The sequence below is a fragment of the Tardiphaga sp. genome (assembly GCF_028290785.1).
In the GTDB taxonomy this organism is placed as follows: Bacteria; Pseudomonadota; Alphaproteobacteria; order Rhizobiales; family Xanthobacteraceae; genus Tardiphaga.
This window is the reverse complement of sequence record NZ_JAQGJD010000056.1, coordinates 1-14,839: the sequence shown is the minus strand read 5'-3', so window position 1 is coordinate 14,839 and position 14,839 is coordinate 1. Positions and strand designations below refer to the sequence as shown.

Genomic DNA, 14,839 nt, shown 5'->3' with positions numbered 1-14,839 from the left:
AGGAATATCGCTGGGCCGACCAGCTCGCCTCGGTCGATCGCCGGCTGTACCAGCAGATCTCCAACCGCACCGAGACCGACGCGCAGTCGGAGCTGGAGCGGGTGTCGGCGCGGGTCAGCGCGGTGATTTCCGACCTCAAGCGCTACCGTAGCTACGCCGAGGCGCAGGCTGCGCTCGGCCGTCTCTACGACGTGATCGGCGTCGATCCGGTGCCGGAGGAAGTGGCGTCGCTGGATATCGCCACCCTCAGCGCCGCAATCCGCCGCTCCGCCTCGGACTGGAGCGGCGCGAGACTGGACCGGGTGAGTGAGGTCGTGCCGGCAGCGCAGCCGGTGCCGGCGACGAGACTCGCGGAGCAGGCGCCGGAGTTGCCGGCGCAGGTGCAGAACGCGTATGCCGCCGACGTCTCAGGCGCGGTGCAATAGACTACGGAGAGGAGATGCAGTGCCAACTCTCCGCGCGTCGTCCCCGCGAAAGCGGGGATCCATAACCTCCGAAATTGAAAAAGAGACGGAGGCCGATATGGCCCTCCTGCCCCACAAAATCGACAGCGTGTATGGGTCCCCGCCTGCGCGGGGACGACTCGTGGAGAGAGTCGCGCTAGCCATCGGCATCTGCGCCGCAAGCATTACGCCCGCCTTCGCCCAGCCCGCCGACCCGCTCGGCGGCGCCGCGGAAATCCGCGCGCAACTGACGGCGCGCAACTACACCACTTTGTCCAGCGAAGCCTCGGCGCGGATCGACCGCATTGCCACCCGGATCGGCCAGCATTTCAGCAAAGGCGACCTCTTGATCGCCTTCGACTGCGTCACCCAGCGCGCCCAGGTGGCGCGGGCCGGAGCGGTGGCGACCCAGGCGGACAAGACCGCGGCGATCAACCAGCGGCTCGCCAACCTGAAATCCATCAGCCAGCTCGAGGTCGACGTCTCCCGCGCCGAAGTGGAGAAGGCCAAGGCCGAACTGGCGATTGCCGAGGCCGCCGCCTCGAAATGCGAGATCGCCGCCCCCTTCAACGGCATCACCGTGGAGCAGAAGGCGCAGGCATTCCAATACGCCACGCCGGGCCAGCCGCTGCTGGAAATCCTCGACGACCGCAGCCTCGAAGTCGAACTGATCGCGCCGTCGCGCTGGCTGGCGTGGCTGAAGCCCGGCTACGGCTTCCAGGTCCATATCGAGGAAACCGACAAGACCTATGCCGCCGAAATCACCCGCGTCGGCGGCCGGGTCGATCCGGTCAGCCAGACGATCAAAGTGTTCGGCGAAATCCGCGGGCCTGCCGCGGAGCTGATGGCCGGCATGAGCGGACGGGCGAATATTCCGGCACCGAAGTAGAGCGTAGGATGGGGGGAGTGCGGGCGCGCGCAGCGCGGCCGTGCGATACCCATCGGCGCATGCAAGGTTGGCCATCGATGGGTTTCGCTTCGCTCTACCCATCCTACAGCTAATATCTCCGGCCCTCCGGAACCCGAACCACCCCCGCCGCCTTGTCCTCCGCGCGCATCCGCGCGTTCACGACCGGCAGGGCCATCACATGCGGCGCATCATCATCGCTCTCGGAATTTCCCTGCTGGCGCAGAGCCCGCTCGCTGCCGCCGAACTCACGGTCGATGCCATCAACGCCGCAAACTTTACCGGCAAGCTGCCGACCGAAGCCAAAATCAGCCCGCTGGCGGTCAAGGTGCAGGTGCTGCTCGACCGCGTGCACTTCTCGCCGGGCGAGATCGACGGGTTGTTCGGCGACAATGTCGAGAAGGCGCTGCAGGCCTTTGCCGAGGCCAACGGGCTGCCGTCGGGCAAGGCGCTGACGCCGGAAATCTGGAGCAAGTTGCAGGCCGCCTCAAACGACCCGGTGATGGCGGACTACGTGTTGACCGACGCCGACCTGAAAGGCCCGTTCATCGACAAGCTGCCGGTCAAGATGGAAGACATGAGATCGCTGAAGTCGCTGGGCTATACCAGCGCCAGGGAGGCGCTGAGCGAGCGCTTTCACATGAGCCAGGACCTGCTCGCCGAACTCAATCCGAAACAGAAGTTCGATCACGCCGGCGACAAGATCACCATCGTCAACCTGCCGCATGACAAGCCGGGCAAGGTGGCGCGCGTCGAGATCGACAAATCCCGGCAGACGGTGAAGGCCTTTGCCAAGGACGGCGCGCTGCTGGCGTTCTATCCGGCCAGCGTCGGCAGCGAGGAGAAGCCGACGCCGTCGGGCATGCTGAAGGTGACGTCGGTGCACGCCAACCCGACCTATCGCTACGATCCGAAGTACAAATTCAAGGGTGTGGAATCGACAAAACCCTTCACCATCGCCGGCGGACCGAACAACCCGGTCGGCGCCACCTGGATCGGCCTGTCGGAGGCAAGCTACGGCATCCACGGCACGTCCGATCCGTCCCGCGTCAGCAAGACCGACTCGCACGGCTGCGTGCGGCTGACCAACTGGGACGTCGCCAGGCTGGGCGAGTCCGTGAAGAAAGGAGTCGAGGTGAGCTTCATCGACGGCAAGCAGGCGGCGAAGTAGCGCCGGCCTTCCATCATCACGCTATTGCTGCGGTGCAATGTGCGCGCTAGGCTTTGCGGCATCGATGGAGGAGACGCGCTTGACCACATCCGACGACAACCCAATCTCGCAAGACCGCCGCCAGGCGTTGCGGCACGCCCTCGCGATCGGCAGCGGCGCGGCGCTCGCCTCGACGCTCGCAAACCCGGCGGCGGCCCAGACCTCGCCGGACAATACGCTGGACCGCATCCGCGCCAATAAAGTGTTGCGCATCGCGGTGCTGCCGGGGGAATTGCCCTATTTCAGCAAGGATCTGGCCACCGGCACCTGGTCCGGTTTTTCGATCGAGATGGCCAACGACATCGCCAAGCTGCTCGACGTCACGCTGGAGTATACGGAATCCACCTACGGCAACTCGATCCTCGATCTGCAGTCGAACAAGATCGACCTCGGCTTCGCGCTCAACCCGACGCCGCAGCGGGCGCTGGTGGTGGATTTTTGCGGCACCGTGTTTCAGCATCCGTTCGGCGCGATGCTCAAGAAGGGCATGGAAGCTAAAAGCTGGGCGGACATCAACAAGCCGGGCGTGACCATCGCGGTGGACGTGGGCTCCGCCAACGAGACGGTGGCACGGCGCTTCGCGCCGAATGCGACCATCAAGTCGCTGAAGTCGCGCGACGAGGTGATGCTGGAAATGTCGTCGGGACGTGTCGACGTTGTCGTGAATGCCCTGGTACTGGGCCTGACGGCGATCGCAAAAAACCCCAATCTTGGCACTTACAAAATCCTGCAGTCCCCTTCGGTTGCGATTCCGAGCAGCATGGGCGTGCGGCGCGAGCCGGACAAACGCTGGCGCGATTTCCTGGCGGTGTGGGTCGACTACAACCGCGGCATCGGCCAGATGCGCGAATGGTTCGTCAAGGGCCTGTCGCTCACCGGCGTGAAGCCGGAGGACGTGCCGAGCGAATTGAGTATCTGACGGCGGCGGTCGTCATTGCGAGCCAGCGAAATTCGCCGAAGGCGACTTTCGCTGCGCGAAGCAATCCAGAAAGCCAAAAAGCAAGACTGGATTGCTTCGTCGCAACGGCTCCTCGCAATGACGAGGCCGTGGCGGAGGCCTCTCACGCCCGGTCGTAATTCATGCCGCGCTCAAACCGCCGCGCCATCAGCGTGGCGGGAAACAGCATGGCGAAATAGATCAGCGCCACGATCGTGTAGACCTCCAGCGGCCGATAGGTGTCGGCGTTGATCAGCGTCGCGTTATAGACCAGGTCGGGAACGGCGATGACGGACACCAGCGAGGTGTTCTTCAGTTGCGTCACCGACTGGTTGACATAGGGCGCCAGCATCGGTTTCAGCGCTTGCGGTAGGATCACCATCCGCAGCACCTGCGATGGCCGTAGTCCCAGCGCGCGCGCCGCGTCCCACTGGCCGCGCGCCACGCTTTCGATGCTGCCACGGACGATCTCGGCGTAAAACGCGCCACCATACAGCGACAGCACGCTGATCGCGGCGATATGCGCCGGGATGTTGATCCCGAGGATGACCGGCAGGGCGTAGTAGAACCAGATGATCTGAACCAGCAAAGGCGTGCAGCGAAACAGTTCGATATAGGCCAGCAACAGCCAGTCAATCACAGGCAGCCGTCCCAGGCGAAGGATGCCGACGGCCAGCCCGATCGCCGTCCCGATGGCGATGGTGCCGATCGTGTAGGCCAGGGTCCAGCCGATCCCGAGCCAGAACAGGTGGCTGTACTTGCCGAGGATCGCGAAATCCCAGACGTAGTTCATGAGAGATAGCGGCCGGGCGAAAACGCACTGGCGTCGAACGGCGGCGGCGCGCCGGCGATCATCGCAGCGATGGCTACGCCCGTGGCCGGGCCGGTGGTGAAGCCGATATGCTGGTGGCCCAATGCCAGGAAGAGGCCAGGGTGCCGCGGCGCCGGCCCGATCATAGGCAAGCCGTCGGGCAGCGTCGGACGCGCCCCGCGCCAGGGTTCGCCGACCGGCTCGCCAAATTCGAGCACGCCGCGCGCCAGCGGCAGCGCGGCGTCGAGCTGGGCGAACGACGACGGCGCGTCGCGGTCGGTCAGTTCGACGCCGGTGGTGAGGCGAATGCCTTGCTCCATCGGCGTCAGGACGAAGCCGCCTTCGAGGTCGTGGATCGGGCGCAGCAAGGAGCGCGGCAGGGTCGGCCGGAAATGCTGATGATAGCCGCGTTCGAAACCCATTGGGACGCTGTACCCCAGCGGCCGCAGCAGATCGGCGGACCACGGTCCCAGCGCCACCACCACATGGCGCGCGGTGAGGGCGCCGTCCGCCAGCACCACGCGCCAGCCGTCGCTTTCCGGCACGATCGCGGTGATGTCGGACTGCCGGATCTGGCCGCCGGCGCCCGCAAACATCTGCGCATAGGCCTTGACCACCGCGCCGGGGGAATCGACCGACGCCGTATCGGAGTGCAGCAGGGCGGTCGTGTAGATAGGCAGGATGTTAGGCTCGAGACTGGAGATGCCCTGGCGATCGAACAGCTCGCTGCCGATGCCGTATCCGGCCAGAAACGCCTGCTCGGCTTTGGCCGCCGCCGTTCCGTCGCTGCGCCATACTTTCAGCCATCCGGTCTCGCGAATGCGCGCCTCGACGCCGGCCTTGACGATCCATTCCCGGTGCAGCTTGAGCGTGGCCACGCTCAGGCCGTGCAGGGCATCGGCCCGCGGCCTGGTCTGGGAAGGGATTGCGTTGGCCAGAAACCGCGCAACCCAACCTGCGTTGCGCGCCGCCCAGGCGGGATCCCAGCGCAGCGCCGGATGGGTGTTGGTGAGGTATTTCGGCAGCATCCGCCACAGCGCCGGCTTGTTGAGCGGCAGGATCGAGCCGCTGCTGAGCACGCCGGAATTGCCATAGGAAGTCTCGGAGCCCGGTTCGCGGCGGTCCAGCAGGATCACCGACAGGCCGCGCTGCTGCGCGGCATAGGCCGCGGACACGCCGACAATGCCGGCGCCCAATACGATGACATCGGCGCGCTGGCCTACGGAGTCTTGCAACATCAACTCACCCTTCAACGACTCGACTCATGTCCGGCCGCGATGGAACGGTCACAGGGCCTTCGTCTGGTGTCCAGCCCTTGGTGGGAATTGAAAAGCAACAAACGTGCCTGATTGGTCGGCTGACCCATGGATCGTGTCCCGGACGCAGTGCAGGGCGTCGCCGTCAGGCGGCGTCGTGCGCTGCAGAGCCGGGACCGTAACAGACGCCGGCGCTCGCGACGGTCCCGGCTCTGCGGAGCGGCACTTCGCGCCGCGCCGCGTCCGGGACAAGTGAGGACGTACTACCCCCGAAAATCCCTGACCCGCTTCACCATCTGCTCGACATGGGCGATCGGGGTTTCCGGCTGGATGCCGTGGCCGAGGTTGAAGATGAAGCGGCCCGACGCGTAGTTCGCCAGCACGTCATCAACCGCGCGGTCGAGCGCGTCGCCGCCGGCGATCAGCACCAGCGGATCGAGATTGCCCTGCACGGCGACGCGGCTCTGCACGTTCGCGCGAATGAACGCCGGCTCCGCGGCCCAGTCGATGCTGACCGCATCGACGCCGGTGGCCTCGACATAGGCCGGCAGCAACGCGCCGGCGCCGCGCGGGAAGCCGATGATTTTGGCATTCGGCACTTTCGCGCGCACGCCATCGACGATGCGCCTCGTCGGCTCCACCGACCAGCGCTGGAATTCGCGCGCCGGCAGCACGCCGGCCCAGGTATCGAAAATCTGCAGCACATCGGCGCCGGCCTTGAGCTGGCCGAGCAGGTAGGTGATGGAGTTCTCAACGATGGTGTCGATGATCTTCTGGAATGCCTCCGGATGGCGATAGGCCATCATCCGCGCCGGTGCCTGGTCCGGCGTGCCCTTGCCCGCCACCATGTAGGTCGCCACCGTCCACGGCGCGCCGCAGAAGCCGATCAGCGCAATCCGGGGATCGAGCTGCGCGCGGACCCGGCGCAGCGCCTCGAACACCGGCTCGAGCTTGCCGAAGTCCGCCTCGGGCTGCAGCGTCGCGACTTTGTCCGGCGTATCCAGCGGATCGAGCCGCGGGCCTTCACCGACCTCGAAGCGCACCGAGCGGCCGAGCGCGTAGGGGATCACCAGAATGTCCGAGAAGATGATCGCGGCATCGAAATTGAAACGACGGATCGGCTGCAGCGTGACTTCGACGGCGAAGTCCGGATTGAAGCAGAGGTCGAGAAAGCCGCCGGCCCGGGCGCGCACTTCGCGATACTCCGGCAGATAGCGGCCGGCCTGCCGCATCATCCACAGCGGCGGCACATTCTGGCGATGACCATTGAGAACGTCGAGGAACGGCTGGGCAGGCGGGGACTGTGTCAAGCGGGGTTTCCGTGGTTGGTCGGCAGGCGTCGTTGCCGTTTCTGATACACTGCCGCCCAACTCTTGGCGAGCGATCAGCCGCCGCGCGGAGGACTCCGCGGCTGCAGATTGTTCCGGCCTCCGGAAGCGTGCAGGGGCCTGGCAGGTCTCGAAGCGAGGCGCCTTCCATGCTATTGATGTGGCTCAATGTGCCGCCGCGCCGCATTCCTAGAATGACCGACATGAATATCATCGCATCCCCCACAAGCGTCGCCGAGCAGCACCGCGCCGTTGCCAAAGTCTGGTTCGAATCGCTGCGCGACCGCATCTGCGCCGAGATCGAGGCGCTGGAGCGCGAGGCCCCGGCTGAGCTGTTTCCCGGCACGCCGGCGACCTTCACCTACAAGCCATGGACCCGGACCACCGGCATCGGAGGCGGCACCGGCGGTTTCCTCAGCGGCGGAAAACTGTTCGAGAAGATCGGCATCCACACCTCCTCGGCCAACGGCCAATTGACCCCGGCGATGGCCAAGACGCTGCCGGGCGACGGCGAACAGCTCGATTACGTCTCCACCAGCATCAGCCTGATCATGCATCCGAGGAGCCCGCGGGTGCCGACGGTGCACATGAACACGCGCTTTCTCTCGACCGCGCAGGGCTGGTTCGGCGGCGGCGCCGACCTGACGCCGATGCTGCCGGAACAGCGCACGGCCGATGCGCCGGACACGGTTACGTTCCATGCCGCGATGCGCGCCGCCTGCGACGCCCACGATCCCGCCTACTACGACAAGTTCAAGGCCTGGGCCGATACCTACTTCTTCCTGCCGCATCGCGGCACCGCGCGCGGTGTCGGCGGCATCTTCTACGATCATCTCAACACCGGCGATTTCGACAGGGACTTTGCATTCACGCGCGATGTCGGCTCTGCGTTTCTCGACGTCTATCCCAAGATCGTCCGCGCCCGCATGATGGAACCCTGGACCGAGGCCGAGCGCGCGCAACAGCTCGAGATCCGCGGCCTCTATGTCGAGTTCAATCTGCTGTACGACAAGGGCACCATGTTCGGCCTGCAGACCGGCGGCAACATCGAGACCATCCTGAGTTCGATGCCGCCGCTGGTGAGCTGGAGCTGATTTCCGTTCGCCCATGTCGTGGTTGCGCGTATGATCGGCGCCGCCGCGACCGCGATGCGCGGAAGCCAACCCGGGATACCGAATGAACCAGCAGCGCGCATGCGCCCGGCCGATCGCGCCGCCTACATCCATCGTCACGAATCTCGCCGACATGGCCGGACGGGCCTGCGCCTGATGGCCGAACGTCGAAGTTTCTGGAAGCCGGTAGTGATCGCGGCCGCGGCGGCGATCTTCGTGGCGACGCTGGGCGGCACGCTGACCGACATCGGCCCGTGGTATCAGAACCTGAAGAAGCCGTCCTGGCAGCCGCCGGACTGGGCCTTCGGCCCGGCCTGGACCACGATCTTCGCGCTGGCCGTGGTATCGGCGGTCACCGCCTGGCGCGCCGCCCGGCAAGACAACCAACGGCAGTGGATCATCGCGCTGTTCGCGCTCAACGGTTTTCTCAACGTGCTGTGGAGCACGCTGTTCTTCGCGCTGAAGCGGCCGGACTGGGCGCTGCTGGAAGTCGGCCTGCTGTGGCTGGCGATAGCGCTGCCGATGATCGTGTTCTGGCGGATCTCGAAGACCGCGAGCCTGTGCCTGCTGCCTTACCTGTTGTGGGTGTCGTTCGCAGCCGTTTTGAACCTGACGGTGGTCCGGCTCAACGCGCCGTTTGCATAACCACGCCATGGCCGCAGGCGATGCGGATGGTTTGAAATAGCGGCGGTTTGCGCCGCCGTCCCTCGCCGTTGCGACGAGGGGCGACGCAGAATCTCAGCTCTTCAGCAGCGGGGTGATCTTCTTGGAAAATTCCTCGAACGAGGTCTCGCCCTTCAGCATCTCGCCGTTGATGAAGAAGGTCGGGGTCGAGTTGACCTTCAGCACCTCGTTGGCGAACTTCTGGTCGGCGGCGATCTTGTCGAGCAGCGCCTGATCCTTCAGGCAGGCTTCCACCGCCTCCTGGGTCAGGCCGGCCTGCTTGCCGATCCGGGTCAGGCTCGCAGCGGTATCCTTCATCACCCAGTCGTTCTGCGTCTTGAACAGCAGCTCGTTGACGGCGAAGTACTTGGCCGAATCGTCCTTGGCGATGCAGCGCGCCAGCATCGAGCCGGCGGCGGCCTTGATGTCGAGCGGGAATTCGCGGAACACGAAGCGAATCTTGCCGGTGTCGATGAAGGCTTCCTTGATCTTCGGGAACACCTGCTCGGTGAAGGCCGCGCAATGCGGGCAGGTCATCGAGGCATATTCGGTGACGGTGACGGCGGCGTCCTTCGGGCCGATCGCCATGTCGGGCAGCGACACCGGCTTGGCGACGTCGGCGGCGCTCTGCGCGAAGGCCTGGTCGATCAGCCGCAGCGGCGACAGGCCGATGGCAGCGGCGGCGCCGGTAAGGGCAAGGGCGGCGGTGAAGTCACGGCGCGTGATGATCAAAGGACGGCTCCTATCGGCGCGGGGCGCCCGGAATGGTGTCTGTTCGCTAGCTTGAAACCACAATTGTGGCAAGCACGGGCCGGGACACGTCTCGCCGCACCGGCTCAATTCCGCTTGATCACCGCGCCCAGCCGCGCCAGCGCCTGGCGCAGGTCGTCATCCTCGACGGTGCCGAGATCGCGGGCCTCGGCGGCAATCGCGACCGGATCGACCGGCTTGATGGTGTGGCGCTGCTTCGGCCGCGACAGCGGTGCCTGGCGCAGCGCGATCTTGCCGACCGCGTTCCAGCCGAAGAAGCGGTTGACCCGCTGCAGGATGGCGTCGGAGGAATGCTGGATCTCCAGCGCCATCGGCCCCTCGACGCGCAGGATCAGGGTCGCTGGCACCTGCGGCTGGCCCTCGACCGGGCGCGGCCACTGGATCTTCAGTGGCTCGGAGAATTTGGCGACCTCGGCGCCGGCGATCTCGGCCCAGCGCGTCACCAGTTCCCGCGACGCGAAGCCCTGCTTGGCAAACGCATCGGAAAACACCCCGCCGAGCAGCAGGGAGAGCGGTTTGGCGGAGATGTAGCCGGGCTTTCTCATGCTGCGTTCTAGCACCTGCCGCGGCGAAAATCAGGTCGCATGTCGCGGCGCCTCCCTCACAAGCTCAGAGCCGTCATCCTGAGGTGCGAGCTCTGCGAGCCTCGAAGGATGCGGACGCGAACTCGGTACGTGCAGCCATCCTTCGAGGCCGTCGCAAGAGCGACGGCGCCTCAGGATGACGGCAGAGCAAACGATCGTAACGCGCCGCGTTATGGCTCGCAACATGGCGCACACAGGCTGGCCATGCGCCGATTCTGATTTTACAATGCCGCGTGCCCGCATCGCCAGCCACCAGAATCAGGAAGCCAGCCCCTATCGCCGACCGGCCGATGCAACTGCTCGGCTGGTACGACCGGCATCGCCGGAAATTGCCGTGGCGACCGCTGCCGGGCGGGGCCGTCGATCCCTATCGGGTCTGGCTATCGGAAATCATGCTGCAGCAGACCGGCGTGCAGACGGTAGGACCGTATTTCGAGAAATTTTTGGCGCGCTGGCCTGGCGTGGCCGATCTCGGCCGCGCCTCGCAGGACGATGTACTGCGGATGTGGGCGGGGCTCGGCTATTATTCCCGGGCGCGCAACCTGCACGCCTGCGCAGTGGCGGTGCTGCGCGATCATGGCGGCGTGTTTCCGGATACCGAAGAGGGGCTGCGCACGCTGCCGGGGATCGGGCCCTACACCGCATCCGCAATCGCGGCGATCGCGTTCGGCCGGCAGTGCATGCCGGTGGATGGCAATATCGAGCGCGTGGTGTCGCGGCTCTACGCCGTGGAAGAACCGCTGCCAAAATCGAAACCGCAGATCCAGGCGCTGGCCGCCACGCTGCTCGCCGCGACGCGCGCCGGCGACAGCGCCCAGGCGCTGATGGATCTCGGCTCGACGATCTGCACGCCGAAAAAACCGGCCTGCGCGCTGTGCCCGATCAATGACGATTGCGCGGCGCGGAGCCGCGGCGATCAGGAGACGTTCCCGCGTAAATCGCCGAAGAAGACCGGCGAACTGCGCCGCGGCGCGGCCTTCGTGGTGACGCGCGGCGACGAACTGCTGGTACGCACCCGCGCCGAAAAGGGCCTGCTCGGCGGCATGACCGAGGTGCCGGGCTCGGACTGGCTGGGCGGCCATGACGACAACGCCGCGCTGAAGCAGGCGCCGGCGTTGAAGGGCATCGCGCGCTGGCACCGCAAACTCGGCGTGGTCAGCCACGTCTTCACGCATTTTCCGCTGGAGCTGGTGATCTATACGGCCAGCCTCGCCGCGCGCAGCCGCGCGCCGGACGGCATGCGCTGGGTGCCGATCGCGACGCTGCACGACGAGGCGCTACCCAATGTAATGCGCAAGGTGATCGCGCACGGGCTCGGCTGATCAGGCGGCGCGGGCGCTGCGGCTGTCCGGCACCGGCATGAAGAAGCAGCGGTTGCGGCCGGTGTTCTTGGCCAGATACAGCCCCTGGTCGGCGCGCTCGATCAGGTCCTGCACGTCGCGGTCGGCGTCTCCGAGCAAGGCGATGCCGATCGACACCGTGGCCGCAATGTTCTTCGATCCGACGCCGATCACTTCGCGTTCGATCGCCGTGCGAATCCGGTCGGCGAGCAGTTTGGCGGTGGCCTCGTCGACCTCGCGCAGCAGCACGATGAACTCCTCGCCGCCGAAGCGGGCCGCCTTGTCGGTGCCGCGGATGTTCTGGCTGATCAGTTCGGCGATCCGCTTGATCGCCGCGTCGCCGGCCGCATGGCCGTAAACATCGTTGATCTTCTTGAAGTGATCGATGTCGATCATCAGCGTCGCCATGCTGCGCTTGTAGCGCTGTGAGAACTCCATGGCGTCGTCGGCGGCGGCGAGGAAGGCGCGGCGGTTCATCAGGTCGGTCAGATAGTCGGTATCGGCGAGATGCCGCAGCTTGTCGATATCGTCCTTGAACTGCAGCGCGTTCTCGGAGGCCCGCAGCTCGGCTTCCTTGGTGCGCTCCTCGGCGAAGCCGATGCGGCGCAGCAGCGAGCGCAGTGCGCGGGTCAGTTGCACCACTTCCAGCGAGCCGGTCTGCCGCGGCAGCATGGTTGGGCCGGAGGCGCGGCCGATACGGTTGGCTTCCTCCGTGATCGCACGGATCGGGTTTGAGACCCGCCGCGCGATGACAAAAGCCATCAGCACGCCGATCAGTCCTGCGATGGCGCCGATGACGAGGATGGTCTTGGCCGAGTGCGCCGCGGCGGCGAAGGCCACGCTGGCCGGCTGGCTGGCGGTGACGATCCAGTTCAGGCCCTGATAATCGCGATGGCCGCGGCTGACATAGAATGCCGTTAGCATGCGCTCGTCGCCGTTCATCTCGGTGAAGGTGCCGGCGCGGCTCTCGAGCATGCCGGGCAGGCGGTCGCCGGCATATTTTGTCGTTCCGGTGCCGGGACCAAGAAGTACGGCGCCGTTCTTCGACATCACGGTCAGGGTGGTGTCGGTGCCGCCATCATTGGCTTCCGCGCTGTTGATCACGCCGCGCGCCCAGTCCCAGTCCAGATGTGCACCGAGCACGCCGAGCAGAGCGCCGTCGGCGTCGCGCACCGGCAGCGCGATGTCGACAAAACGATACGGCTCGCCGTCGGCGCGCTTGGCGAGCAGCGAGGCCAGCAGGGCGGCTTCATGAACGTCGCCGACCATGGGATCGTTGAGCCCGGTCCTGAACCAGGGCCGCTGCAGGACCGACTTGCCTTCCAGCAAGCTGCCGGTAGAGGCTGTCACCACGCCGTCGGGACGCACGAAGCCGATCCATGCGAAATCGGTGAACGAACTCTGCAATTGCTCGAGCGACTTGCGCAGCGCCGCGGGGTCGTCCTGCCAGAGCTTCTTCAGCGGCTCCAGCTTCGAGAACAAATGCACTTCCTGCTGCCGAATCGCCATGTAGCGGTCGAGCCGCGCGGCCGTGGTGGAGGCGACGCTGGCCAGTTTGATGTTCACCAGCTCGGATGTGTTGCGGTAGCTGATGAAGGCCGCGCTGGCGGCCAGCGCGCCGATCAGCACGATCGTCATGGCGCCGACCGCGAACGCGATCTGGGTGCGGACCGTCAGACGGTCCTCCAGCGCGTGCAGCCGGTCAGCAAATTTCTGCAAGGAATGGCGCATTAAAAAAGGCCTTTAGTTCACCGGCCTTTTTGCCATGCGGCACTTGCGATTCCCTAACGGTCGGCGGCCGACTTGCATCATGTTGAATCCCGTATGAATCACACAGGATGAAACTGAGTTAAACGGCTATCCGATGCAGATTGCGTCAGCCCGCGCTGGAAGGCTGCGGCAACTCTACTGTGGGAACAATCGGCGGCTTGGCGTTGAGGCCTTCGACCTGGAACCCGGCCACGCGCTTGTAGTTCGCCGCGATGTCTTCCAGTTCCTGCTGCGACAGCACGTCGGTGACGACGTCGAACCCCTCCGGGGCGCGTTCCTCGACGATCTGCATCACCTGTTCCGGACCGTTGCGGCGGTTCAGCATCACCAGATCGGTGGTGGCGGGACGACGCTCGGCCTCATAGGCGTGCAGCGCGGCGGGCACCTCGCCGAACCTGAGAATTTCGCGCGTCAGCACGCGGGCGTCGAGGATCGCCTGCGAGGCGCCGTTGGAACCGATCGGATACATCGGATGCGCGGCGTCGCCCATCAGCGTCACGCGGCCGAAGGTCCATTGCGAAACGGGGTCGCGATCGACCAGCGGGTATTCGTAGGAATGCGGGCAATCCCGGATCAGGGCGGGCACGTCGAGCCAGTCGAACTGCCAGTCGGCGAACCACGGCAGGAATTCGTCGAGCCTGGCGGTGCGGTTGTAGTCCTCACGACGCCATTGATAGGTCGGCGGCATGTGCCGTTCGGCGACCCAGTTGATCAGGAATTGGCCGTCGGCATCGGGCTGATCCGAAATCGGATAGCAGACGAATTTCAGCACCTCGTGGCCGGCCATGATCATGGTGCGGCCGCTTAGGAAAGCATCGCTCGGCGTGATGCCGCGCCACAGGATGCGGCCGTTCCACAGCGGTGCGCCTTCCTGCGGATACAGCCGTTCGCGGATCGCGGAATGGATGCCGTCGGCGGCGATCAGCAGCGTGCCGTCATGGCTGAGCTGGGCCGCGCCGGTGGCCTTATCGACGAAGTCGGCGCGGATCCCATCCGGCGTTTCCGACCAGCCAGTCAGATGGTGACTGGTCAACACGTTGTCAGGGCCGAGCCGCTCGATGACGGCGTCCAGCAATATCTGCTGCAGTTTGCCGCGATGCACCGAGAACTGCGGCCAGCGGTAGCCGGCCTCCAGCCCCCGCGGTTCGCTCCAGATCGGCTTGCCGTGTTTGGAGAAGAACGCCAGTTCCCTGGTGCGGACGCCGATGCCATCGAGCCGGTCGAGCAGGCCGAGCTCGATCAGCTCGCGCACCGCGTGCGGCAGCACATTGATTCCGACGCCGAGCGGCTTCAGCGCCGAGACGGTTTCGAACACGCGGCACGGCACGCCGATCTGGTGCAGGCTGAGCGCCAGCGTCAATCCGCCGATGCCGCCGCCGGCGATGAGCACGGTCATGATGTTTCCCCCTCGATTTGATCGAGGTCATGGCACGGGACGCCCGATCCGGGCAACCACGCGGTCTCGCACTGCCGCATGCGGCTGCGGGCCGGCCGCCGATCTATGCATGGTGGACAAAACCTTAACGCAAAATTCAGCCGGGTTTACTAATACCACTGAAACGCACTTCCGATCAGCTTCTCCGACAGGTCAACGATGTCCCATTCCATCAAGCCAAGCGGCCGTGAGGTGTTCTTTCCGGCTTCCGAACTGATCGTCTCGAAAACCGACCTGAAGGGCCGGCTGACCTATGTCAACCGGCTGTTCTG

The 14,839-nt window shown here is 65.5% G+C and carries 14 protein-coding genes and 1 pseudogene; 8 read left to right on the top strand and 7 right to left on the bottom strand.

What is annotated here, in order from left to right:
* The 4 genes from JWR89_RS03245 to JWR89_RS03230 all read left to right on the top strand — a co-directional run.
* On the top strand, window positions 1-425 hold a 425-nt coding region (locus JWR89_RS03245), incomplete at its 5' end, for a hypothetical protein (RefSeq protein WP_299711780.1).
* Window positions 426-585: 160 nt separating this feature from the next.
* A complete protein-coding gene (locus JWR89_RS03240; RefSeq protein ID WP_299711778.1) occupies window positions 586-1,332 on the top strand; it encodes an efflux RND transporter periplasmic adaptor subunit in 747 nt (248 codons plus the stop codon).
* 199 nt (window positions 1,333-1,531) lie between these two features.
* Complete coding sequence (locus tag JWR89_RS03235) at window positions 1,532-2,521, top strand: L,D-transpeptidase (RefSeq protein WP_299711777.1); 990 nt, start codon at window positions 1,532-1,534, stop codon at window positions 2,519-2,521.
* A 79-nt stretch (window positions 2,522-2,600) separates the two neighbouring features.
* Entirely contained in the window at window positions 2,601-3,479 is an 879-nt protein-coding gene (locus JWR89_RS03230) for a transporter substrate-binding domain-containing protein (RefSeq protein ID WP_299711775.1), read from the top strand.
* Between the two features lie 142 nt (window positions 3,480-3,621).
* Here JWR89_RS03230 and JWR89_RS03225 read toward each other — a convergent pair whose 3' ends face one another.
* The 3 genes from JWR89_RS03225 to hemE all read right to left on the bottom strand — a co-directional run bounded on the left by JWR89_RS03225 (window position 3,622) and on the right by hemE (window position 6,874).
* A complete protein-coding gene (locus tag JWR89_RS03225; RefSeq protein ID WP_299711773.1) occupies window positions 3,622-4,290 on the bottom strand; it encodes an amino acid ABC transporter permease in 669 nt (222 codons plus the stop codon).
* The gene (locus tag JWR89_RS03220; protein ID WP_299711771.1) at window positions 4,287-5,546 is read right to left on the bottom strand and encodes an FAD-dependent oxidoreductase; all 1,260 of its coding nucleotides are present in this window, start codon (window positions 5,544-5,546) and stop codon (window positions 4,287-4,289) included. Before JWR89_RS03220 ends, JWR89_RS03225 begins: the two co-directional genes overlap by 4 nt.
* Window positions 5,547-5,827: 281 nt before the next feature.
* Window positions 5,828-6,874, bottom strand: coding sequence for a uroporphyrinogen decarboxylase (gene hemE, locus JWR89_RS03215; protein ID WP_299711769.1), 1,047 nt, complete (start codon window positions 6,872-6,874; stop codon window positions 5,828-5,830).
* A gap of 221 nt (window positions 6,875-7,095) precedes the next feature.
* On the opposite strand from hemE, the gene hemF reads away from it, so the two are divergent.
* A complete protein-coding gene (gene hemF, locus JWR89_RS03210) occupies window positions 7,096-7,986 on the top strand; it encodes an oxygen-dependent coproporphyrinogen oxidase (RefSeq protein WP_299711782.1) in 891 nt (296 codons plus the stop codon).
* Between the two features lie 174 nt (window positions 7,987-8,160).
* Window positions 8,161-8,649, top strand: coding sequence for a TspO/MBR family protein (locus JWR89_RS03205; RefSeq protein WP_299711767.1), 489 nt, complete (start codon window positions 8,161-8,163; stop codon window positions 8,647-8,649).
* A gap of 93 nt (window positions 8,650-8,742) precedes the next feature.
* Here the strand turns inward: JWR89_RS03205 and JWR89_RS03200 are convergent, their stop codons facing one another.
* On the bottom strand, window positions 8,743-9,399 hold the full coding sequence (locus JWR89_RS03200) for a DsbA family protein (protein WP_299711765.1): 657 nt from the start codon (window positions 9,397-9,399) through the stop codon (window positions 8,743-8,745).
* A 104-nt stretch (window positions 9,400-9,503) separates the two neighbouring features.
* Window positions 9,504-9,983 (bottom strand): DciA family protein, encoded by a 480-nt coding sequence (locus JWR89_RS03195; RefSeq protein ID WP_299711763.1) that lies wholly within the window; start codon window positions 9,981-9,983, stop codon window positions 9,504-9,506.
* Window positions 9,984-10,312: 329 nt separating this feature from the next.
* Here JWR89_RS03195 and mutY point away from each other — a divergent pair, with 329 nt between their 5' ends.
* On the top strand, window positions 10,313-11,344 hold the full coding sequence (mutY, locus tag JWR89_RS03190; RefSeq protein WP_299711761.1) for an A/G-specific adenine glycosylase: 1,032 nt from the start codon (window positions 10,313-10,315) through the stop codon (window positions 11,342-11,344).
* Here mutY and JWR89_RS03185 read toward each other — a convergent pair whose 3' ends face one another.
* A complete protein-coding gene (locus JWR89_RS03185; RefSeq protein WP_299711759.1) occupies window positions 11,345-13,081 on the bottom strand; it encodes a sensor domain-containing diguanylate cyclase in 1,737 nt (578 codons plus the stop codon).
* A 157-nt stretch (window positions 13,082-13,238) separates the two neighbouring features.
* Window positions 13,239-14,528 (bottom strand): flavin-dependent oxidoreductase, encoded by a 1,290-nt coding sequence (locus JWR89_RS03180; RefSeq protein ID WP_299711757.1) that lies wholly within the window; start codon window positions 14,526-14,528, stop codon window positions 13,239-13,241.
* 198 nt (window positions 14,529-14,726) lie between these two features.
* Between JWR89_RS03180 and JWR89_RS03175 the strand changes: the two are divergent.
* Window positions 14,727-14,839, top strand: a pseudogene (locus tag JWR89_RS03175) (chemotaxis protein); the annotation flags it as partial.